This is a genomic window from Collinsella sp. TF07-1 (genome assembly GCF_003437235.1).
GTDB lineage: Bacteria > Actinomycetota > Coriobacteriia > Coriobacteriales > Coriobacteriaceae > Collinsella.
The window spans coordinates 68,626-89,493 of record NZ_QSRV01000004.1 but is presented as its reverse complement, the minus strand read 5'-3'; the positions used below and the strand labels follow the sequence as shown (position 1 = coordinate 89,493).

21 protein-coding genes are annotated in these 20,868 nt (G+C 60.6%); 1 reads left to right on the top strand and 20 read right to left on the bottom strand.

Translation table 11 applies throughout. From position 1 onward, the window contains the following. Nucleotides 1-3: 3 nt before the first annotated feature. The 19 genes from dnaJ to pyrR all read right to left on the bottom strand — a co-directional run bounded on the left by dnaJ (nucleotide 4) and on the right by pyrR (nucleotide 19,228). Complete coding sequence (gene dnaJ, locus DXC67_RS02755; protein WP_117637256.1) at nucleotides 4-1,152, bottom strand: molecular chaperone DnaJ; 1,149 nt, start codon at nucleotides 1,150-1,152, stop codon at nucleotides 4-6. An 81-nt stretch (nucleotides 1,153-1,233) separates the two neighbouring features. After that, nucleotides 1,234-2,337, bottom strand: coding sequence for a DnaJ domain-containing protein (locus DXC67_RS02750; protein ID WP_199410563.1), 1,104 nt, complete (start codon nucleotides 2,335-2,337; stop codon nucleotides 1,234-1,236). Nucleotides 2,338-2,395: 58 nt separating this feature from the next. After that, nucleotides 2,396-3,628 (bottom strand): radical SAM family heme chaperone HemW, encoded by a 1,233-nt coding sequence (gene hemW / locus DXC67_RS02745; RefSeq protein WP_117637255.1) that lies wholly within the window; start codon nucleotides 3,626-3,628, stop codon nucleotides 2,396-2,398. 2 nt (nucleotides 3,629-3,630) lie between these two features. Continuing rightward, nucleotides 3,631-4,674 carry a tRNA dihydrouridine synthase DusB gene (gene dusB / locus DXC67_RS02740; protein ID WP_117637254.1) on the bottom strand — a complete coding sequence of 348 codons (1,044 nt, stop codon included), beginning with the start codon at nucleotides 4,672-4,674 and terminating at the stop codon, nucleotides 3,631-3,633. 4 nt (nucleotides 4,675-4,678) lie between these two features. Further along, the gene (gene lepA / locus DXC67_RS02735; RefSeq protein WP_117637253.1) at nucleotides 4,679-6,490 is read right to left on the bottom strand and encodes a translation elongation factor 4; all 1,812 of its coding nucleotides are present in this window, start codon (nucleotides 6,488-6,490) and stop codon (nucleotides 4,679-4,681) included. A gap of 96 nt (nucleotides 6,491-6,586) precedes the next feature. Next, nucleotides 6,587-6,853 (bottom strand): 30S ribosomal protein S20, encoded by a 267-nt coding sequence (rpsT, locus tag DXC67_RS02730; RefSeq protein ID WP_022094714.1) that lies wholly within the window; start codon nucleotides 6,851-6,853, stop codon nucleotides 6,587-6,589. Nucleotides 6,854-6,986: 133 nt separating this feature from the next. After that, the gene (gene holA / locus DXC67_RS02725) at nucleotides 6,987-7,949 is read right to left on the bottom strand and encodes a DNA polymerase III subunit delta (RefSeq protein WP_117637252.1); all 963 of its coding nucleotides are present in this window, start codon (nucleotides 7,947-7,949) and stop codon (nucleotides 6,987-6,989) included. A gap of 78 nt (nucleotides 7,950-8,027) precedes the next feature. Then, nucleotides 8,028-10,331 carry a DNA internalization-related competence protein ComEC/Rec2 gene (locus tag DXC67_RS02720; protein WP_117637251.1) on the bottom strand — a complete coding sequence of 768 codons (2,304 nt, stop codon included), beginning with the start codon at nucleotides 10,329-10,331 and terminating at the stop codon, nucleotides 8,028-8,030. After that, a complete protein-coding gene (locus DXC67_RS02715) occupies nucleotides 10,328-11,041 on the bottom strand; it encodes a ComEA family DNA-binding protein (RefSeq protein WP_117637250.1) in 714 nt (237 codons plus the stop codon). The genes DXC67_RS02720 and DXC67_RS02715 overlap by 4 nt, the downstream gene beginning before the upstream one ends. A 213-nt stretch (nucleotides 11,042-11,254) precedes the next feature. Beyond that, complete coding sequence (gene thiI, locus DXC67_RS02710; protein ID WP_117637249.1) at nucleotides 11,255-12,499, bottom strand: tRNA uracil 4-sulfurtransferase ThiI; 1,245 nt, start codon at nucleotides 12,497-12,499, stop codon at nucleotides 11,255-11,257. After that, nucleotides 12,500-12,781 carry a DNA-directed RNA polymerase subunit omega gene (locus tag DXC67_RS02705; RefSeq protein ID WP_035138532.1) on the bottom strand — a complete coding sequence of 94 codons (282 nt, stop codon included), beginning with the start codon at nucleotides 12,779-12,781 and terminating at the stop codon, nucleotides 12,500-12,502. It abuts the gene before it with no gap. Between the two features lie 5 nt (nucleotides 12,782-12,786). Beyond that, entirely contained in the window at nucleotides 12,787-13,356 is a 570-nt protein-coding gene (gene gmk, locus DXC67_RS02700) for a guanylate kinase (protein WP_099431806.1), read from the bottom strand. After that, nucleotides 13,357-13,665, bottom strand: coding sequence for an integration host factor, actinobacterial type (mihF, locus tag DXC67_RS02695; RefSeq protein ID WP_006236130.1), 309 nt, complete (start codon nucleotides 13,663-13,665; stop codon nucleotides 13,357-13,359). Between the two features lie 239 nt (nucleotides 13,666-13,904). After that, nucleotides 13,905-14,621, bottom strand: coding sequence for an orotidine-5'-phosphate decarboxylase (gene pyrF / locus DXC67_RS02690; RefSeq protein WP_117637248.1), 717 nt, complete (start codon nucleotides 14,619-14,621; stop codon nucleotides 13,905-13,907). Further along, nucleotides 14,615-15,523 (bottom strand): dihydroorotate dehydrogenase, encoded by a 909-nt coding sequence (locus DXC67_RS02685; protein WP_006236128.1) that lies wholly within the window; start codon nucleotides 15,521-15,523, stop codon nucleotides 14,615-14,617. Before DXC67_RS02685 ends, pyrF begins: the two co-directional genes overlap by 7 nt. 14 nt (nucleotides 15,524-15,537) lie before the next feature. Continuing rightward, on the bottom strand, nucleotides 15,538-16,305 hold the full coding sequence (locus DXC67_RS02680; protein ID WP_117637284.1) for a dihydroorotate dehydrogenase electron transfer subunit: 768 nt from the start codon (nucleotides 16,303-16,305) through the stop codon (nucleotides 15,538-15,540). A 116-nt stretch (nucleotides 16,306-16,421) separates the two neighbouring features. Next, a complete protein-coding gene (locus DXC67_RS02675) occupies nucleotides 16,422-17,711 on the bottom strand; it encodes a dihydroorotase (RefSeq protein WP_117637247.1) in 1,290 nt (429 codons plus the stop codon). Further along, a complete protein-coding gene (locus DXC67_RS02670) occupies nucleotides 17,695-18,639 on the bottom strand; it encodes an aspartate carbamoyltransferase catalytic subunit (protein ID WP_035138537.1) in 945 nt (314 codons plus the stop codon). The genes DXC67_RS02675 and DXC67_RS02670 overlap by 17 nt, the downstream gene beginning before the upstream one ends. Nucleotides 18,640-18,643: 4 nt before the next feature. Continuing rightward, a complete protein-coding gene (pyrR, locus tag DXC67_RS02665; protein WP_006236123.1) occupies nucleotides 18,644-19,228 on the bottom strand; it encodes a bifunctional pyr operon transcriptional regulator/uracil phosphoribosyltransferase PyrR in 585 nt (194 codons plus the stop codon). 452 nt (nucleotides 19,229-19,680) lie between these two features. Here pyrR and rpmB point away from each other — a divergent pair, with 452 nt between their 5' ends. Further along, nucleotides 19,681-19,869, top strand: a complete 189-nt coding sequence (gene rpmB, locus DXC67_RS02660; RefSeq protein WP_022094725.1) for a 50S ribosomal protein L28 — start codon at nucleotides 19,681-19,683, stop codon at nucleotides 19,867-19,869. 186 nt (nucleotides 19,870-20,055) lie between these two features. Here the strand turns inward: rpmB and DXC67_RS02655 are convergent, their stop codons facing one another. After that, nucleotides 20,056-20,832, bottom strand: a complete 777-nt coding sequence (locus DXC67_RS02655; protein WP_117637246.1) for a transposase — start codon at nucleotides 20,830-20,832, stop codon at nucleotides 20,056-20,058. Nucleotides 20,833-20,868 lie beyond the last annotated feature (36 nt).

Genomic DNA, 20,868 nt, shown 5'->3' with positions numbered 1-20,868 from the left:
TCCTTAATCGAGGATGTCGTCGAGGGCACTCTTGATACGGTCGGTCACCGACTTCTTACCGGATGCGACGTCATCGCCCATCTCGTCGGCAAAGGCGCGAAGCAGCTCGCGCTGCTTGTTGGAGAGATTGGTGGGGACAACAACACGCAGCTGCACGACCAGACGACCGCGCGAACCGCCACCGCCGATACGCGGCATGCCGTAATTGTTGACGCTCACGGTGTCACCGTACTGTGTGCCGGCGGGGACGCACACCTTGACGACCTCGTCAGGCATAATGCCCTCGACCTCAATCTCGCAACCGAGCGCGGCCTGCGCAATCGAGATATCGCTCACCAGATACAGGTCATCGCCATTACGCTTAAAACGCTCGTGGTCGGCGACACGCACGTTGACGATCAAGTCGCCCGACGGCTCGCCACGAAGGCCGGCCTCGCCAAAACCACTCACGCGTAGCTGGCGACCGGTCGAAACACCGGCGGGAATATCGATGTCAATCTTCTCGTGAGAAGGCGTGCGGCCCTGGCCATCACAGGTCTCGCAGGGATGATCGATGACCGTACCTTCGCCGTGGCAGTCGGGACAGGGCGAAGAGGACTGAACCTGGCCCAGGAAAGAACGCTGGACCGTCGTCACATAGCCCGTGCCGTGGCAGCGGCTGCACTGCTTTTCAGTCGCGCCCTCGGCCTTGCCGGTACCATTGCAGTCCTCGCAAGGGGCAAGACGGTCGTAGCTGATCGTCTTTTTGCAGCCGAGCGCCGCTTCCTCGAGCGTCACCGAAAGAGAAATGGCCATATCGCGACCGCGACGGCGCTCGCGACGGCTGCGACCGCCACCACCGGCGCCACCGCCAAAGAACGACGAGAACAGGTCGTCCATGCCCATGCCACCAAAGATATCGTTGATGTCGACATAGCCAGAGCCGCCAGGGCCGTCCGCGGTGCCGTAACGGTCGTAGTTGGCACGCTTCTGCTCGTCGGAAAGAACGGAATACGCCTCGTTGAGCTCTTTGAACTTAGCCTCGGCCTCGGGGTCGTCCGAAACATCCGGGTGTACCGTACGGGCTTTCTTTAGAAACGCGCGCTTAATCGTCCGCGCGTCGGCATCCTTGTCAACGCCAAGTACCTCGTAGTAATCCCTATTTTCCGACACGACCGAATCCTTCCAACTTTCATTATTGTCACAGTGCGTCCTATACCCAAGCTGGGCCGGGCGCAAACAGTGGGTTTGATGTTATTGAACTCCGTACGGCGAAAGCACGGCCCGCTGTGAGCAGCTCGCGAACCAAACCGACACGAGCGCGAACATAAAACCGTTGGCAAATCCATTGGCAAACTGTATCGCACCGCGCTTCCACCACAGCAGACTGCGATGAAGCACGCCGTCCGACAGCACCATGAACAAGCCCATGGCAAACGGAATGAAGCACATCATGGCAAAGGCGGAGAACACGCCCGAGATGGCCGACAGTACCAAAAACGGTGCGATGATACCCATGAGGTAGAAGCCGGTGCGAGCCTTGCCCTCCAGGCGCTCGGCCTCAACGTGCGCGCGACCGACCAGGTCACCGCCCGAAGCGCCGTTCGTGCCGGCGTGTCCCATGTTGGGGATGCGCACCTCGTCGCCATCATGCGTGCCGGCGGGAAACTCAATCGTCTGCTCGGAGGTCACACGGATACGGCCGCTGCCACCGCAATCGGGGCACGGATCGGCAACGACCTTGCCGGAACCGCCACACTCAGGACAAACCGTCTGGAACGTGCCCGCACCAAACAGGAAGGACAGGTCGACATCGATATGGCCGCGACCACCGCAGCTCGGACAGGTGTGGGCATGCTCTGACGAAACGGAGCCCGATCCGCCACAATGTCCACAGGTGTCAAAGCGGGTGTAGCGAACGGTCTTGCGGGCACCGCTCTTGGCCTCCTTGGCGTCGAGCTTGATATCGACGACCACGTTGGCGCCACTCTCGGGGTTGTAGGCCGCCTGGCCGCGACGGGGCTGGCCCCAGGCGCCCCCGAAGGGGAAACCGCCGTCAAAGGGATTGTCGTAACCGGCGCTGCCGGCATAGCCGCCGCCATAGGGCGAAGCCGTCGGTGCACCGGCAAAGGGATTGCCCGACCGCATGGCGTCGTAACGCGCACGCTTCTGCTCGTCCGAGAGCACGGCGTAGGCCTCGGAAACCTCTTTAAACTTCTCCTCGGCATCCGGCTCTTTATTGACGTCCGGATGGAGCTTGCGGGCCTTTTGTTGGAAAGCCTTTTGGATATCACGCGAGGTGGCGTCCTTGGAGACGCCCAAAATCTCGTAGTAATCTTTTTCGTTCATCGTCGCCATGCGCGGCAACCTCCTGCTCACAGCAGCGTATATATTGCGGTAATTCTACCCGAGCGGCCTAAGCTAGACCCCAAAACAGCTCGAACAGCACATTTCCATCGAGCCAACCTAGGTGGGTCGGCGCCAGGCGGGCACAGGTGCGGCCAGCGAGGACATCGACAGAGACGGTAGGCCCCGCATGGTTATCACCGTGCTCGGGCACCCAAGTGGCAAGCCCAAGATCAAGAGCGCGATCACAAGCCGCTGTCAGTTCATCGGCAGGGATGACACGAGCCGCGCGAACCAACAGGTCGGAAGCGAGACCGCGCGTCATGCGACAAGCGAGCATCAGATCCTCGGCTGCCGCCTCGCGATGCGTCAGGTACTCGGCCTCAAACGCCGTCGCGGCATCGTTGCGTTGCACCAGACGCACGCGGTGCGCATCGCCTCGAGAAGACACGCCGAGGAACAAACCTGCAAGACAGTCGAAATCCTCGGCGTCGAGCATGCCCGCGGCAGAACGGCCCAGGCCCAGATAGCCCTGTCCGGTCCAATAGGCAATGTTGTGGGCACACTCATGGCCGTCGAGCGCGTAGCTCGCCACCTCATACGGGTGATAGCCGGTCGCAGTCAGACAATCACGCGCCACGTCCATGCATGCGGCCTGGAAATCCTCATCGGGCTCAAGCGACTCATCACGGCACGCCATGCGGTAAAGCGGCGTGCCCTCCTCGAGCGTGAGCGGATAGACCGACACATGGTGCGGGGCCGCCGCAAGCACGCCATTAAGCGAATACTGCCAGCTCGCCATAGTCTGTCCGGGAAGCCCACACATAAGGTCGCACGACACATCGAGCCCAACATCCTTCACCGTCGCGATAGCCTCAAGCGCCCGTTCGGCATTATGGATGCGGCCGATGACAGTCAACTCGTTATTGTCGAGGGTTTGCACGCCCAGAGAGATGCGCGTGACACCAGCCTTGGCAAGCGCAATGGCAAGCTCGGCGGTCAGCGACTCGGGATTGGCCTCGCAGGTAAACTCAACGGGAGCGCACCACGTACGAATACGCCGCGCCAGCTCCACCAGGCGCCCCCCTGCCAGCGATGGCGTGCCGCCGCCTACGTAGACAGTGCGGATCTGTCTGAGTGCCCCAGCGTTGCCAAAAGCATCGAGCCGCGCATACAGGTGCTCAAAATAGGCATCGAGCGCAGCGTCCAGGTCGCACGGCGCCACGCTGCGCGAGTCAAAGTCGCAATAGCGACATTTCCGAGCGCAAAACGGCACGTGTACATACAGCGCGGTAACGGCCACCCTTAAGCCTCCAGCGGATGAGCGGGCACCGACTCACCGGCGGCAAGCGCGGCCTCGCAGGCCACCACGTCGCGCTCGATATCATCGACCAGCGCCATAAACTCCTCGTACGTGGAGCAGCGCACCACCTGAGCGCGCCAGGCGGCGGCGTGGGGCATGCCCTTTAAGTACCAGCTTGCATACGTGCGGGCGCGCGACATAAGCGGCAGAAGCTCGTGCGTCAACGTCAGGTGCTCACGCAGGGCCTCCAGGCGCTCGACCGAGGAGCGAGAAGGAACCGGCGTGCCATCGAGTGCAAGGGCTCGGGCATCGCCGAACACCCACGGATTGCCGTAGATGCCACGCGCGATAAACACCGCGCTGGCACCCGAGCCGCTCAGATGCTCGGCAGCGTCCTCGGCCGAGAACACATCGCCCGAACCAATCACGGGAATCTCGACAGCGTCGGCAACCTCATCGACGACGGACCAATCGGCCTGGCCCGTATAGAGCTGCGTGGCACAACGACCATGCACGGCGACTGCGGCAGCCCCTGCGCCCTCAAGCATCTGGGCAAATGTCGCGGCATTGCGGTCCTCGGCATAAAAGCCCTTGCGAATCTTGACGGTCACGGGCACGTGCGCCGCGCCCACCGTGGCCTCGACGATCTTCTCGGCCAGGTCGGGCGTGCGCATGAGCGCCGAGCCCTCGCCCTTGGTAACGACCTTGCGGGCGGGACATGCCATATTGATATCGATGAGCGACAGGCGATCGCCAACGCGCTCCTCGACGGCGGCGACGGCGCTCGCAAACTGATCGGGCTTGGAGCCAAAGAGCTGCACGCAAATCTGCTGCTCCTCGTCGGCCGGCAACACCAGGCGCCACGTCTTGTTGCTGGCATAGGCAAGGCCTGCAACGCTCACCATCTCGCTGTAGGCAAGGTTGGCACCGCGGCGGCGACACATGATGCGATAGGCGGGGTCGGTTACGCCCGCCATGGGAGCCATAAGGAACGGCTGCTCGGCATAGGCACCCAGCAGCCGCTTGCTGTATTCAGAAAGCGCCATGGACCTACTCGTCCACCTTGAGGATCGCCATAAAGGCCTCCTGCGGAACCTCGACCGAGCCGATGGCCTTCATGCGCTTCTTGCCCTCTTTCTGCTTCTCGAGCAGCTTGCGCTTTCGCGAGATATCGCCACCGTAACACTTGGCCAGCACGTCCTTACGACGCGCCTTAACGGTGGAGCGAGCGATGATCTTATTGCCGATGGCGCCCTGAATAGGCACCTCGAACAGCTGTCGCGGGATGATCTCCTTGAGCTTGTCGCACAGGCCGCGGGCCAGGCCATAGGCCTTATCCTTGTGCACGATAAACGACAGCGCGTCCACCTCGTCGCCCGAAAGCAGGATGTCGAGCCTGACGAGCTCGGAGGGGCGATATTCGTTGAACTCGTAGTCGAGTGAGGCGTAACCCTTGGTGCGGCTCTTGAGCTGATCGAAGAAGTCCAAGATGAGCTCGGCGAGCGGCATATCAAAGCGCATCTCGACCGATTTGCTCGTCAGGTGGATCATATCGGTCGTGACGCCACGGTGTTCGATGGCGAGCTGCATGACAGCACCCGTATACTCGGGAGGGCAGATGATCTTTGCCTTGAGGTAGGGCTCTTCGATACGCTCGATGCGCGTGGCCTCGGGCAGATCCTGCGGGCTGCGGACATCGATCATCTCGCCGTCAGTCTTGTACACGTGGTAGTCGACCGAGGGGCTCGTGGCGATCAGGTCTAGATTGAACTCGCGCTCCAGGCGCTCCTTGACGACCTCCATGTGCAGCAGGCCCAGGAAGCCCACGCGGAAGCCAAAGCCCAGCGCCACTGACGTCTCGGGCTCCCACACCAACGACGGATCGTTGACGTGCAGCTTATCGAGCGCGTCGCGCAGGTTCTCGTAGTCCTTGTTGTCGATGGGGAACAGGCCCGTGTAGACCATGGGCTTGGCCTCGCGGTAGCCCGGCAGCGGCTCGGGGCAGGGGTTCGAAGCCCACGTAAGGGTATCGCCCACGCGCACAGCCTCGGGGTCCTTCAGACCCGTGACCACATAGCCGACCTCGCCGACGGTCAGAGCATCGACCGGCGTCTCGGCAGGGCGCTTGACGCCCACACCGTCGACCAAGAAGTCACCCTTGGCCTGCATCATGCGCAGGGTATCGCCCTTTTTGATGGAACCGTCAAAGACGCGCACCGTGGCGACGACGCCGCGGTACTCATCGAAGTACGAATCCAGAATAAGTGCCTTGAGAGGGGCATTTGCATCGCCCTTGGGAGGCGAGATCAAAAAGACGATGGACTCCAGCAGATCGTGGATGCCCTCGCCGGTCTTGCCCGACACGCACACGGCATCGTCGGCGGGAATGGCCAGATCGTCTTCGATCTCGGTCTTGACCTCGTCGGGGTGCGCCGAGGGAAGGTCGATCTTATTGATGGCCGGAACAATGTCCAAGTTGGCGTTCATGGCGAGCGTCGCATTGGAAACGGTCTGCGCCTCGACGCCCTGAGTGGCGTCCACGACGAGCACCGCGCCCTCGCAAGCTGCCAGCGAACGCGAGACCTCGTAGGTGAAGTCCACGTGGCCCGGCGTATCGATCAGGTTGAACTGATACGTCTCGCCGTCGTCGGCGTCATAGGACACGCGGACGGCATTGGACTTGATCGTGATGCCGCGCTCGCGCTCAATGTCCATCGTGTCAAGCAGCTGCGACTCCATGTCGCGCTCATCGACGGTATGGGTGAGCTCGAGGATGCGGTCACTGATCGTGGACTTGCCATGGTCGATATGCGCAACGATCGAGAAGTTGCGGATGTGGGAAATGTCAATTGAAGTATTCATGCGGACTATCTTACCCGAGCGGTACAAAAAATGGAGCCTGTTCCATAAAACAGGCTCCATTTATGCGCGTAATCTGTGTGGTGTGAAATTTACAACTTAGGCGTTGATGCTGTTCACGAGCTTGGCAAGACCGGACTTGCGGTTGGAAGCCTGGTTCTTGTGGATGACATGCTTAGCGGCAGCCATGTCGAGACGCTTGGTGACGGTCTTGAGGGCAGCCTGGGCCTTCTCGGCGTCGCCCTCGGCGACGGCGGACTGGACGTGCTTGGTCAGCGTCTTGAGCTCGGACTTGACAGCCTTGTTACGCATGCGAGCTGCCTCATTGGTGCGGATACGCTTCTTCTGAGACTTGATGTTTGCCACTTCTGGAGTTCCTTTCGAGTTCCTTGCAAAAAATGTATGACACCTCTGAGACACGGTGAGGTCATGCAAGCGCCTACTATAGCACGCTCCCCCTCAAAGGGATAGAACGAATTTGTCAAATAGGCAGGTATCATCACGATTTTCTCAAGATGTTCGTAATCCAGAGCAAAAGCGCAGTCTCCGAATCGGCCGAACCCTTGAGCGCGAGCTCCACATCGACGGCGCCCTCGAGCGCGGCAACGAGCTCGGTCATCGAAAAGCGACGTGCCCAGGTAAGGTGATTCTTGACCTGCCAGGCCTGAAGCTTGAGCGTCGAGGCGAGCTCACGGCCCTGCCCGCGAGAGTCGAGCGCCTTGGCGACGATCAGCTCACGGATGCGACCGCATAGCAGCGTGTAGGTCCACACATAGCTCTTAGAGGGCAGAAGCTTAAAGAGCTCGAGCGAACGCCGCATATCGCGAGCCGAGACGGCGTTGAGGAAGTCCCAGGGCTGAACCTCGGCCGTACGCACAATCCAACGCTCCACGTCGGCAAGCTCAATCTGGGGCGCCTCGACCATCTGGGCGAGCTTTGCCAGATCGTTATCGAGCATGCGCGTGTTTTCGCCCGAACGCGAGACGAGCTCCTCGGCAGCAGCCGTCGAGATGGACTTACCGTGCTGCGTCGCCATCTGCTGAACGCGGCGCGGCAGTTCCCAGCGCTTGGTACCCGAGCAATCGACGATAGCCTTCTTGTCGATCTTGGCGATTGCCTTATACAGGCGCGTATTCTTGGCAAGTGAGTCGGCGATAATGAGACAGACCGTCGTAGGGCTGGGACTTGCGAGGTACTCGACGAGCGGTTCCGAAACCGCCTTGGCAAGCTTTGAGCAGCCGTCGAGGATCACCAGGCGAAACTCGCTACCCATGGGAAAGGTATTGAGCGAGCCGATGATCGACTCGATATCGGGATCTTTCGTCATGTCGCGTTCATCGAGGTTGAACTCAACCATACCCGACTTTTCCAAGCGAGCTTTCATACGCGAGACGGCGTGGTCGCGCTTGACTCCATCGGTACCGACGATCAGATATGCCGGCAGCAGACCGGTTTCGGACATTACGCTCCCCTCTCGCACACACTCGAATTCGTACCGTGCCATTTTAGCCCAGGGGCACACCGCGCGCCAACGATGTCATCACGGTCGCTGGCATCGCATGGCAAAACCGGTTGCGGTCGGCGAGACGGTAATGTCTCCATGTTCGATGGTGCAGGCAAATGCGCCGCCCGCATCGCGAACCGCATCAATGCAGGCATCGGATGGATGGCCGTAGCGGTTGCCCTCGCCCGCGCTCGCGATAGAGAGCTCGGGCTTAAGCGTGCCCAGCAGGTCTGTGTCGACGGAAACTTTTGAACCGTGATGCCCCAGCTTGATTACATCGATATCGCCCACTTCCTGGATAAACTCGCGCTCCTGATCGAGCTCGGCATCACCAGTGAGGAGCACGCGCAGGCTCTTACCCTCCTGATCGTAGGAGAGCAGCAAAACAAGAGAGTCCTCATTGCCCTCGCCATCCACGGACTCGAATGGCCACATCACGCGGGCGCAAAATGAGCCGATGTCGACCGTATCCCCACGGCGCACCTGCCGATACTCCACGCCAGGTCGGTTCAATACCTCGGCAGGAGCATCCTCCAGCGCATCCGCCGCCACGGCAATCGTTCCGACCGAAAACTGTTCGAGCACGGCAGGCAGACCACCCCAGTGATCCTCATCCCAATGCGTCACAAAGACGGCATCGATATGGTGCACGTTATTGCGGACCAGCGCGCTCACCACGCGCTCATCGAGCCCACAGTCGACGAGCGCCACGGTCCCACCTTGGCGGATAAGAATCGCATCGGCCTGACCAACATCGAGCACCGTTACCGAAGGCGGCGAGAATCGATCCCAGTAGACGTACGGAATCGCAGCCAAGAGCACCAGGCATGCAAGCCCCATCGCCATAGGACGTGCACGGGGACGCGGCCACCAGACCAGCAGAGCCGCCAGCAAACACGGCACCAGGTAAATCCACATGCTATCGGGCGGCACGCTCACGGATGCACCCGGCACGGCGGCAAACAGCTGCTCGAAGAACAACGCGCAACGGGCGGCAATCATGGGTACGACGAGTGCCCAAGCCTGCAACGGCGCCACGAGCGAAAAGGGAACCAGCACAATCGACACGGCGAGCAGTAGACTCACCACCGGACCGATGACCGCATTCGCAAGCGGAGCAATGAGCGAGAACGTACCAAAGGCAGGAATGGTAATGGGAAGTGTCGCCAACTGCGAGCACAGTGTGACGGAAAGCATGCCGGCAATGCCTGTCGGCACACCCAGCTCCCCCAAAGCATAGGTGACGTACGGGCAAAAGCACAGGATGGCAAAGACGCTGGCACATGAGAGCTGAAAGCCCATCTCGAACAGCACCGTCGGCCGCAGTAGCACAAAGATGGACATGGTTACGAAGAGTGCCGAAGCGCCATGCCGGCGACGCCCCGCGCCGTTTACGACAAGCGTCGCGAACACCATGCAGCACGCGCGCACTGCCGAGGGAGACGCGCCCGTAAAGGTAGCGTAACCCACAAGCGTTATCGCCAATATCGCCCGTTGAAGACCACGTGAACACCGAGTCTTTTGCAATAAACCCTCGATTACAAACCCCACGATAGCCAAATGGCTGCCCGATACGGCGATAAGATGCGCAGTTCCCGTCACCGAAAACCATTCGCCCGCAGGCTGGGCGCGCAGCTCGGCCGAACGACCGCAGACAACACCGGCTATGAGCGCACGCGCCGGGTCGGTCGCAGGCGCGATGGACGCAAGCAGCCCATTTCGCAGCCGAAGCAGTGGCCTCGGAGAACCCTCATCGACCGACACAATCCGAACGGCTTTAACCTTGCGTACCTCGCCTCGGAGCACGCGCGATCGTCCATACGCATCGTTCTCAAAACGTGACACGCGACCGATAACACGCACGTGCGCCCCGACCTTGAACTCACGGTCACACGATAGGCGAACCGTTGCCAAGTTCTTACCGTCCGAGCGCGCCTCGCAGGTATAGGAATACACGTCGTCATTTATGGATGGGTCACCCTGCACGACAAACTCGAGAATGCTTGCCGCTCGACCGTCGAGCGTCTTCGAGGCGTTGAGCGCACCCACGGCCCACCACGCCGAAACGACCGCACCCGCTATGAGACCGACGGACGCGGCATACAGCCACCGCTTCAAAGGGGCAAGCCGCGCACAAGATTGAGCCAGCACAACGAATACCGCAGCCGCAATGGGAATGGCCCATAGCGGCCCGACCGCCGGCGCCCGCTCCCCCAGCAGCGCATCAGCGGCTATGTTGAGCACCAAGACGCAGCTCATGCACATGCCGGCACACAGGGCCATCGTCCACGGAATCAGGGGCCGCGGAGGCATCACGTGCTCGCGCTCGGTCGCACTCATACGCAGATGCAATCTTTGATTTTGGCAAGCTTCTTCTCGCCGATTCCCGACACACGCATCAGATCGTCAACCGAGGCGAAAGCACCGTTCTTTGTCCGCTCATCGATAATCGACTGGGCCATGGAGGGGCCGATGCCCGAGAGCGTCTGCAGCTCTTCTGCGCTTGCCGTATTGATGTTTACTAGACCTGTTGCGCCACTAACGCCCGACGATGCGGAAGCCCCAACATCAACACCGGCTTCCGCAATGGACGCCTGCTGCTCCCCTACCGTTGGAACGTGAATCTTCTGTCCATCGACGACCTTAGATGCCCGATTGAGCCCCGTGACGTCTGCCTCGGGCGCCAGCCCGCCGGCGGCATCAATCGCCTGAGCCACCCGCGCGCCGTCCTTGAGACGATATACGCCGGGCGACACAACGGCGCCATCGACATCGACATAGACCTCTGCCGCGGCAGAAGCCTTAGTCGAAGAGCCTTCGGATGTCTTTCCGCTCGAGGCATCGCCGGATCCCGGCTCCACTAACGAGCCCGAACCATCAGTACGCTCAAACGACACGCCGCCGGCACTGCCGCCAAGGTTCGCCATTGCCAGTCCACTCGCCATCGCAATGACGACCAGTATCGCCATCACCACTGCCTTATGACCGAGCAGTTTGCCCGCCCAGCGGTCCATCTTTTTGACTCGTTCATATTGTTCGCGCTGCGCCATAGCAAAACCTCCCAACACCATCGTGTCAGGAAAGGAGCTCCGCAACAGCCACGCCCCAAAACCGGTTTTCGCGGTCAAACCAAAAGCTGACCAAAACCTTGCGCAATAATGTCCATTTATTCAGGCAAACGTCGACAAATGAACCGTTTATCGCCTAATGCCCAGATAGCAAAAGACCGACGATGCAGGCGCATCGTCGGTCTATGCACAAATTTATTCGTGATCTTGGTAAATCTCACGCGGAGCAAGCTCCGAATGTTTGCGTTTTAAGGTCTTAGGGGCCTTGTACGTGTTGCTCTCGAAGTCGATGTACTCGGTCTGCTTAAGCAGGCGCTCGATCATCTCCTCATGATCGAACAACTCCCAGGCCTCATGCACGGCATCGAGTTTAGCGTGCGTCTCGGGACGGCGCGGCATAAACAGCGTGCAGCAGTCGGGAGCGGCCTCAGTCGAGATATCGAATGTACCGATCTCCTCGGCACGTGCGATGATCTCCTGCTTGTCCGAACCGATGAGAGGACGGAACACGGGGATCTTCACGGCCTCGTTGACGGCCATGATGTTCTCAAGCGTCTGGGAGGCAACCTGCCCAAGCGATTCGCCCGTAACGATAGCCTTGGCACCCTCGATGTGTGCAATGCGCTCAGCAACCGAATACATAATGCGGCGGTACATGATCACGCGCAGGTTGCTGGGGCAGGTAACCGAAATCTCACGCTGGCAGTCGCCAAACGGCACCACGTACAGACGACCGATCTGGACACCCGGCGCAAGCGCACGGATGATGTCCTGCACCAAATACTCGCTCGTATCGGGCGTCTGCGGACGACCGGAGAAATGCACCGGCACGCACACCGCGCCGCGACGCGCGAGCATCCAGGTCGCCACCGGAGAATCGATACCCGACGACAGCAGCGTCACGACCTTGCCGGCAGAACCCACCGGCAGACCGCCCACGCCGCGCTCAGAGCGCGCGTACACATAAACGCTGCCCTGGACCACCAGTACGTGCACCATTGCATCGGGGTCGTGCATTTGAACCTTTTTATCGGGGAAGGCCTCACACAGTACCTCGCCCACCTGACGATTGATATCGATCGAGGTGAGCTCATAGTCAGTATTGGAGCGCTTGGCGTGCACCTTAAACGAATCGAAGGAACCAAACTCGCGCAGCGCCTTCACGGCGGCGGCGCAGTACTCCTGCGGGTCGCGGTTGGTGTGATACGCCAAAGACACACGAGCAACGCCGGGGACGGTGCGGATGACACGCGCCGCCTCGTCGGCCTGATGCTCGTTAAAGGTCACGAGGATATAACCGGAAATTCGAGACACGGCGTTCACGGAAAAGGCGGCCAAGGCCGCCTTAATGTTATCCATGAGGATATGCTCAAAATGTGCGCGGTTCTTGCCCTTCAGTCCAACCTCGTGATAGTGGACTAGGCAGACGCGAGCCGCCATTTAGGCTTCAGCAACCTTGTGGCCGAGCGCCTTCTCGTAACGGGCCTCGTCGTAAGAGATGTCGCCGTCGACAATCTCGTCCATAGCCATCGAGATGGTATCGGCACCGGAAAGCCCGATGGTGATGTCATCGACATCCTGGACGGCAAGCACGCGGTTGTGCTGGCCACGCAGCATGCTATTGATGTCGCAGGCGCGCTTGGAGGCAAGCGAAGCGAGCAGGAAGCGGTTATGATCGGTCTTCTCCAGAAGATCGTCAATACAAGGCTTTACAACGGACACGGACCTCAGATCCTTTCATGCATATCGAGAACGCGAACGAGCTCATCGGTCGCGCGGTCGAGATCGTCATTCACCACGACGTCGTCGTAGCGGTCGGCAAGGGCAAGCTCATCGGCGGCGTTTGCCATACGCAGCTCAATCGTCTCGGGCGTCTCGGTACCGCGACCGACTAGACGCTCGCGGAGCACCTCAAGCGAAGGCGGCTTGATAAAGATCAGCACGGCCTCGGGGAAACGCTCCTTCACCTGCAGGGCGCCCTGGACATCGATCTCCAAAATCAGAGACGAGCCCGAGGCGAGCTTGGATGTGACCTCGCTCACCAACGTGCCGTAGCAGTTACCGTGGACCTCGGCCCACTCAACAAACTCACCGTTTGCCACGCGGCGGTCGAACTCCTCACGCGTCAGAAAAAAGTAGTTGACGCCGTCGACCTCACCTTTGCGTGGTGCTCGCGTGGTAGCCGAAACCGTCAGACCCAGGTTCGAGCGGCGCTCGCGCACACGAGTGACGAGCGTACCCTTGCCTGCGCCTGACGGTCCAGAAATCACAAAGAGCTTGGAATCCTGAGCGCTCACTTATTTGGTCAGCTGCTCGAGGAGCTGCTCGCGCTGACGGACGCCGAGGCCCTGGACGCGACGAGTAGCGGAGATACCGAGCTCCTCCATGATCTTGGCGGCCTTGGCCTTGCCATAACCGGGGAGAGACTCGATGAGGGTGGAAACCTTCATGCGGGAAGCGATGGGGTCATCGGAGTTGAGCACGGACTCGAGGGACTTCTCGCCCTTCTTGATCTGCTCGCGAAGCTCAGCGCGGGCGTGACGTGCGGCAGCAGCCTTCTCAAGAGCCTGCTTGCGCTGCTCGTCGGTAAGCTGAGGGAGTGCCATTCGTACCTCCAAATAGTTGGGTTATATCTGATTCAATAATTGGCATTTTAGCACGTAGAACGTACAAAATGCCTAATCGCGGCTCCATAGGTTAGACGATACCCGCAAAAAGTGCAATATACTGCGCCCAAAGTTAAGCCCCTGACCTGCGATTCCACACAAAGGATGGGAAAGTTTACGCAGGCACAGGGGCTATTTTGTGCTAATGAGACCCAAAAGTGGTGACTTAGGGGAATCTTTTACGCGACGTTTTCGACCAGCTCGGCGACGATGGCGTCAAAGGCGGCAACCGGATCGTCGGCACCGGTGATGGGACGGCCCACCACAATGTGGCTTGCGCCACGCTCGATAGCCTGGGAAGGCGTCGCCACGCGGGACTGGTCGCCAAGGGCGGCACCCACCGGACGCACACCCGGAGTCACGATCAGGGCATCAGGACCCAGCAGCTCACGCATGTCGTGAGCCTCCATCGGTGAGCACACGATGCCATCGATGCCGTTGGCCTGAGCAAGCTTTGCCAAGCGGGCGGCCTCCTCGGCCACGGGCGACTCGACGCCGATCTCGCTCAAGGCATCCTGATTCATGCTCGTGAGCACGGTGATGGCGACGAGTTTGGCGCGGTCCTCACGCGCCTCCTCGGCACCCTCGCGGCAGGCAGCGAGCATAGCACCCGAGCCCAGGCCGTGGACCGAAAGCAGGTCGGCACCGGCAAGCGAGGCCGAGCGGGCAGCGCCGCGCACCTGATGCGGAATGTCATGGAACTTAAGGTCGAGGAAGACCTTAAAGTCAAGGTCCTTAAAGGTCTTGACGATCTGGGGACCCTCAGCGTAATAGAGCGTCATGCCGACCTTGAGCCAGGCGGCATGGCCCGAAAGCTCGTGGGCGAGCTCGAGCGCGCGCTCACGGTCGCAGTCGAGGGCGACGATAACACGGTCGCGGGCATCATTCTCTAGCATTCGAAAGCACCCACCAGCTCGTTGATGTCCTTTACGCCCTGGGACTCGGCCCAGGCCTCGAGCTCATGCGCGATCTTAAGCGAAGCACACGGATCGACGAAGTTGGCCATGCCGACCGACACGCAGGTGGCGCCGGCCAGGATAAACTCAGCCGCATCCTCGCCAGTCATGACACCGCCGACACCGTTGATGGGGATATCGACGGCCTGGGCAACCTCCCAGACCATGCGCACGGCGATGTGGTGGCACAGCGGGCCCGAAAGGCCGCCCTTGGGCTTGGCCACGCGGGACTTGCGGGTATGAACGTCGATGGCCATGCCCTGGATGGAGTTGATGACCGAAAGGCCGTCGGCGCCGGCGGCCTCGAGAGCCTTGGCAATCTCGGCAACGTTGACCGGAGCCATCTTTACGAACAGCGGCTTATCGGTCACCTTGCGGCAGGCAGCCATAACGGAAGAGGCGCCCTCGGGCGTTGATCCCATGGCGGCACCGCCGGCGGCAATATTAGGGCAGCTCACGTTGATCTCGTAGCCGGCAGCCCAGGGGCACAGCTCGACATACATCTCGAGTGCGCGGACAAACTCGTCAACGGAGTGGCCGGCAACCTGACAGATGACCTGGCAGCCGTCCTTGGACAGCTGTTCGAGCCAAGGACCGGACTCACGGGCAAAGGCGGCCACGCCGGGGTTCTGAAGGCCCACGGAGTTGATCATGCCGCCCGGGATCTCGGCCATGCGAGGCGCGGGATTGCCGGGCCAGGGCTCGGCAGCGCAACCCTTGGTGGTGATGGCGCCCAGCTGGGAAACATCAAAGAAGTTCTGGAACTGCCAACCGTAGCCAAAGGTACCGGCTGCGGTGTTGATGGGGTTCTGCATCTTGACGCCGCCGAAATCGACGGCCATGTTCACGGTACCCACTAGAAGACCACCACCTTGGAAGCATCGAACACAGGGCCGCACATACAGGCGCCCTTCATACCGTCGACCGTCTCGACATTGCAGGTGTTGCAGGCGCCAAAGCCACAGCTCATCATGCGCTCGAGCGACACCTCGCAGTACGCACCGGCCTCGGCGGCTGCGGCGGCGACCTTCTTCATCATGACGGCGGGACCGCAGCTGGCCACGTAGTCGTAGCCGCCCTCGCCAAGCAGCTCGGCGGCAGGATCGGTGCAAAAACCGTGCGTGCCGAGCGAACCGTCGTCGGTGCACACGTTAACCGTGGCGCCCAGCGCACGGAACTCATCGACACCCACGACTTTGGAAGCGGTGCCAAAGCCCAGGCACACGTCCACATCAACACCCTGCTCGGCAAGCATGCCGGCAAGACACAGCACAGGCGGAACGCCGATGCCACCGGCGACGAGCAGTGCCTTCCTGGTGCCCTCGGGTACCATCCAGCCACGGCCACCGGGGCCCAACAGGTTAGAGGTGGAGCCAGGGCCCATCTGGGACAAACGGCGGGTATCGTCGCCCACGGCGGCGTACCACAGCTCGACGGTGCCGGCCTCGGCGTCGGCGCGGTAGAAACTCAAGGGCACACGAAGCAGAGAAGACGCATCGCCGGGGACGGCGATGTTCACAAACTGACCGGGCTTGAGCGCACTTGCAAGCTTGGGGGCCGAGATGACGAGCGAGAAGATGCCGTCGGCGATCTCCCGGTTCGAGACGACCTCGAAGTCGTGCATGCGTGCAGTGGAAGGTGTGGGCATAGACGCTCCAATCCCCCATGCGGTTGCATGGTCTAAACGAACAGAAAGCGCGGCACCGCAAGGGCGCCGCGCACAAAAGCGATAAGGCTATGCTAGCAGATGCAGCCGTCGGCGAGCGTCTGCTTGCCACCGACAAATACATCGGTGGCACGACCGGTGAGCGTGCGGCCGGCAAAACCGGAGTTCTCGGCGCGCGACTCGTAACCGTCCTCGCCAACCGTCCAGGTTGCGGAGGGGTCGAACACGGTCAGGTCGGCGACAGAGCCCGCCTTGACCTGAACCTGATCGAGGCCCAGAATCTCACGCGGCTTGATGGCCATGAGCTCGACCATGCGGCTCACGCTCATCTTGCCCGTGTTGACCAGCTCAGTGAGCACGAGCGACAGCGAAGTCTCGAGGCCAATCATTCCAAAGGGCGCGAGCTCGAACTCGCGGGCCTTCTCCCACGGGGTGTGGGGAGCGTGGTCGGTAACGATAGCGTCGACGGTACCGTCGATAACACCCTGACGGATGGCCTCGGCATCCTCGTCGGTGCGCAGCGGCGGATTGACCTTGAGCGAGGTGTTGTAGGTCTCGTCCAGGTCGTTCTCGGTCAGGAACATGTGGTGCGGGGTGGCCTCGCAGGTCACCTGGACACCGGCAGCCTTACCGGCACGCACGAGCTCCAGGCCATGAGCGGTGGAGATGTGCTGGATGTGCAGCTTGGCACCGGTCAGCTTGGCAATCTCGATGTCGCGGGCAATCTGAAGCTCCTCGCCGGCGGCCGGCCAACCCTCGAGGGCCAGACGGGTCGAGACCTTGCCCTCGTTGATCTGGCCGTGACCGACCAGATCCTCGTCCTGGCAGTGGCTCATAAAGACCTTGCCGAACATCTTGCCGTAGTCCATGCAGCGACGGAGCATGCCCGCACCCTGCACGCCGCGACCGTCATCGGTGAAGGCGACGGCGCCGTGGGCGACCATATCGCCCATCTCGGACATAGCCTCGCCCTTAAGGCCGCGAGTCATAGCACCAGAAGGATAGACGCGGCAGTGGCCGACCTCGGCAGCGCGGGACTTGACGAACTCAACGACGGTTCCGTTATCGGTAACGGGGTCGGTGTTGGGCATGGCGCACACGCCGGTGAAGCCGCCCTTGGCAGCAGCGCGGGTGCCGCTCTCGATGTCCTCTTTGACCTCGTAGCCAGGCTCGCGAAGGTGAACGTGCATATCCACCAGGCCGGGGACGAGGTACTTGCCGGAAAGGTCGCGGACCTCGGCTCCCTCGACGGCGAGATTCTCGCCGACCTCGGCGATCTTATCGCCGTCAATCAGGACGTCAACGACACCGTCAAGCTCGACGGACGGGTCGACGACGTGGGCATTCTTAAGAAGCAAGGCCATTATCGGCACCTCCAAGCAGCAGATACAGGATAGCCATACGCACGCAGATACCGGCGTAGACCTGCTCCAGGATGACGGAGCGTTGCGGGTGGTCGGCCATATAGGAGTCGAACTCGACGCCGCGGTTGATGGGGCCCGGGTGACAGATGATCGCGTCGGGCTTCATGAGCTTCTCGCGGTCCTTGGTCAGACCGAAGAGCTTGTGGTACTCGCGAATGGTCGGGAACGGGGCACCCTCGAGGCGCTCCTGCTGCACGCGCAGCATATAGACGACGTCCAGCTCGGGCAGGACGGAATCGAGGTCGCTCGTCACGTGGTCGCAGCCCAGAACCTCGGGCGCCGGCGGCAGCAGCGTGCCGGGGGCGACGGCGTAGGTCTCGCAGCCCATAATCTTAAGGGCAGGGATCAGCGAGCCGCAGACGCGGGAGTGCGCGATATCGCCGACGACGGCGACCTTCAGACCGTGGAAGTCACCCTTGTGCTCCCAGATGGTGTACAGGTCGAGCAGGGCCTGCGTGGGATGGTTGTGCTTGCCGTCGCCGGCGCAGATAACGCTCGCGGGCGAGTTCTGCGTGACGATGTAGGGAGCACCGGCGTGCTTATCGCGCACGACGATGCAGTCGATCTTGTAGGCGTTGAGGGTCTCGACGGTGTCGACGAGGCTCTCACCCTTGACCGTGGAGGTCGAGGAGCCGCCAAAGTTGAGGCTGTCGGCCGAAAGACGCTTCTCGGCGAGTTCGAAGGAGCTGCGGGTGCGCGTCGAGGGCTCGTTGAACATGTTGACGATGGTCTTGCCCTTGAGCGTGGGGACCTTCTTGATCGCACGCTCGTTGACCTCGGAGAACGCCTTGGCGGTCTCGAGGATGAGCTTGATGTCCTCTTCGGAGTACTCGGTAATGTCGATCAGGTGCTTATGGTTGAACGCCACGGTACTACTCACCTCCCAGCGGCGCGGAGCCCACGTGGGAACCCGGCGCGACGTCGTTAATCTCGACGGCGGTGTGGCCGTCGACTTCCTTCATATATAGGTGCACGTTCTCCTCATGCGACGAGGGAACGTTCTTGCCGACAAAGTCCGGCGAGATGGGGAGCTCACGGTGACCGCGGTCAACGAGAACTGCCAGCTCGATGCGGCTCGGACGGCCCAGGTCCATGACGGCATCCAGAGCGGCGCGGATAGTACGGCCCGTATACAGGATGTCGTCCACCAGCACGACGCGCTTGCCGTCGACGCTGAAGGGAATGTTGGTAGCGTGGATCGCGGGAGCGAAATTGGTCGCATAGTCATCGCGGTAGAAGCTGATGTCCAGGCTGCCGAGCGGAACGTCGACGCCCTCGATCTCCTTGATCTCCTCGGCGAGCTTCTTTGCCAGAAGGTCGCCGCGCGTGACGATGCCGACCAGAGCGAGGTCTTCACAGCCCTCGTTGCGCTCGAGAATCTCGTGCGCGATGCGGGTCATCGCTCGATTGACGGCGGTCTCGTCCATGATGACCGCCTTGGGGGAAGTCGTGCCCATCGATCTCCTTCCTCACATGTCTTGACTGCTGACACAGTCAAAAAAAATAGATGCCCGACCGCTTAAAGCGGACCAGACACCCACAGGAAGGGCTGCTCTTTGGCAGCTATATAATTCCATGTGGGTATCTCGTACCCCTTTAATGGTCAAGGGATAGTGTAGCCAACCTCGAGCTTAATTGCGAGCATAAATACAGGGCAATTCGTAAACGGGCGCAGGTGCTCCATAAACCTATATATATTTGTGGGACGAGCTTGAAAACGCACGCACGAGCTGGCATAATCCCCTCTGCTGCACGCAAATCGGATCTACGTCCAGGGCCGTGGCGTGAGCACTATCGCCAAAAGAGGAATATCTCTGTGTAGATTACGCACAGGGAGCTGCTTCTGTGCTATAGTTCAGGCTTGTTTGTTAACGCGACATGTTCGTTTGTCGCCCAAGGAGGGTCAGTTATGTCCAAAGTTTGCGAAGTTTGCGGTAAGCACCCCGTTGCCGGTCGCTCCATCAGCCACTCTCACCGCGTCACCAACCGTAAGTTCCGCCCCAACATCCAGCGCGTCTACGTCGTCGTCGATGGTCACCGTCGCAAGATGAACGTTTGCTCCACCTGCCTCAAGTCTGGCAAGGTTGCGCGCTCCTAAATAAGGTCTTACCAACAAGTACCTCGGACTCTCCGGGTCAAAGACCTCGCGTTCACATAGAACTTACCAAAGGCGCCCTCCCCCACGGAGGGCGCCTTTTTGCACTCATTGGGGACAGACTTACATGAGTGTTTTCACGCATTGGGGACAGACGTAACGCATGCCGACTGCGGTTCGGCCCCTACCTCACGCTGCCTCCTTCCAGCCTACAGTGGCCTTGGTCACGCTTGTAGCGCCGATACCGGTGATACGGGCAATTTGCTTGACCGTGAGATGTGCCCGCCTGAGCCTCAGCAGACAGGCATCACGTTCGGAGCGTGGCAGGGCCTTGAGCAGCGCAGGATCCATGCTCGGCAAAACTTCGCGCGCAACGGAAAGGGCGTCCTCATCGGGGATCCGTCGGCGCGGAAGAATCTCCACTGACCAGATGCGCCCGGCAACTTCCTCGAGATGCTCGCAATAGCAACGAGAGCCTCCGACAATATCGAGCATAGGAGCCGCGTCACAGATATCAAAGGGATCGTATCCCAGCTGGTATGCCTTGTAGCTTGACCAGCGGTAGGCATCGAGCGAGTCGAGCACACCTTTCACAGGATTGAGATGGATATAATCGAGCAACTGCACCGCCTGCGTGTCCGACTCGACCGCGATCCGCGAATAGCGATTATCAAACAGGTGACCCGTTCTTCCCGTTTTTCCATTGAAATACTTGGCATAGGCCGTCAGCGCGCACTGCATTGCCTTTGAAAGGTTGTCATATGGGTCATCAACCATCAAATGGAAGTGATTATCCATAAGGCACCAGGCCAACACCGCCACGTCATGGCACGCAAACCTGTCTGAGATGTCCGATAAGAAACGATAGCGGTCGGAATCATCTTCAAAAATGATCTGTTTGGAGTTGCCGCGGTCAAAGACGTGGTAATAGCCGGTGAGCGATATTTCGCGGGCGCATCGGGGCATGGTCTCTCCTTTCAAAGCCGTACAGGCAACACCTAA

What these genes read in the sequence shown, in the direction of transcription:
- DXC67_RS02680 (WP_117637284.1), bottom strand. Translation starts at nt 16,305, where the DNA reads ATGCACGACTTCGAGGTCGTCTCGAACCGGGAGATCGCCGACGGCATC.
- dusB (WP_117637254.1), bottom strand. Translation starts at nt 4,674, where the DNA reads ATGGCGCTTTCTGAATACAGCAAGCGGCTGCTGGGTGCCTATGCCGAG.
- pyrR (WP_006236123.1), bottom strand. Translation starts at nt 19,228, where the DNA reads ATGGGCACGACTTCCCCCAAGGCGGTCATCATGGACGAGACCGCCGTC.
- lepA (WP_117637253.1), bottom strand. Translation starts at nt 6,490, where the DNA reads ATGAATACTTCAATTGACATTTCCCACATCCGCAACTTCTCGATCGTT.
- DXC67_RS02715 (WP_117637250.1), bottom strand. Translation starts at nt 11,041, where the DNA reads ATGGCGCAGCGCGAACAATATGAACGAGTCAAAAAGATGGACCGCTGG.
- thiI (WP_117637249.1), bottom strand. Translation starts at nt 12,499, where the DNA reads ATGGCGGCTCGCGTCTGCCTAGTCCACTATCACGAGGTTGGACTGAAG.
- pyrF (WP_117637248.1), bottom strand. Translation starts at nt 14,621, where the DNA reads ATGCTAGAGAATGATGCCCGCGACCGTGTTATCGTCGCCCTCGACTGC.
- mihF (WP_006236130.1), bottom strand. Translation starts at nt 13,665, where the DNA reads ATGGCACTCCCTCAGCTTACCGACGAGCAGCGCAAGCAGGCTCTTGAG.
- DXC67_RS02675 (WP_117637247.1), bottom strand. Translation starts at nt 17,711, where the DNA reads ATGGCCTTGCTTCTTAAGAATGCCCACGTCGTCGACCCGTCCGTCGAG.
- DXC67_RS02750 (WP_199410563.1), bottom strand. Translation starts at nt 2,337, where the DNA reads ATGGCGACGATGAACGAAAAAGATTACTACGAGATTTTGGGCGTCTCC.
- DXC67_RS02720 (WP_117637251.1), bottom strand. Translation starts at nt 10,331, where the DNA reads ATGAGTGCGACCGAGCGCGAGCACGTGATGCCTCCGCGGCCCCTGATT.
- DXC67_RS02685 (WP_006236128.1), bottom strand. Translation starts at nt 15,523, where the DNA reads ATGGCCGTCGATTTCGGCGGCGTCAAGATGCAGAACCCCATCAACACC.
- holA (WP_117637252.1), bottom strand. Translation starts at nt 7,949, where the DNA reads ATGTCCGAAACCGGTCTGCTGCCGGCATATCTGATCGTCGGTACCGAT.
- rpmB (WP_022094725.1), top strand. Translation starts at nt 19,681, where the DNA reads ATGTCCAAAGTTTGCGAAGTTTGCGGTAAGCACCCCGTTGCCGGTCGC.
- DXC67_RS02655 (WP_117637246.1), bottom strand. Translation starts at nt 20,832, where the DNA reads ATGCCCCGATGCGCCCGCGAAATATCGCTCACCGGCTATTACCACGTC.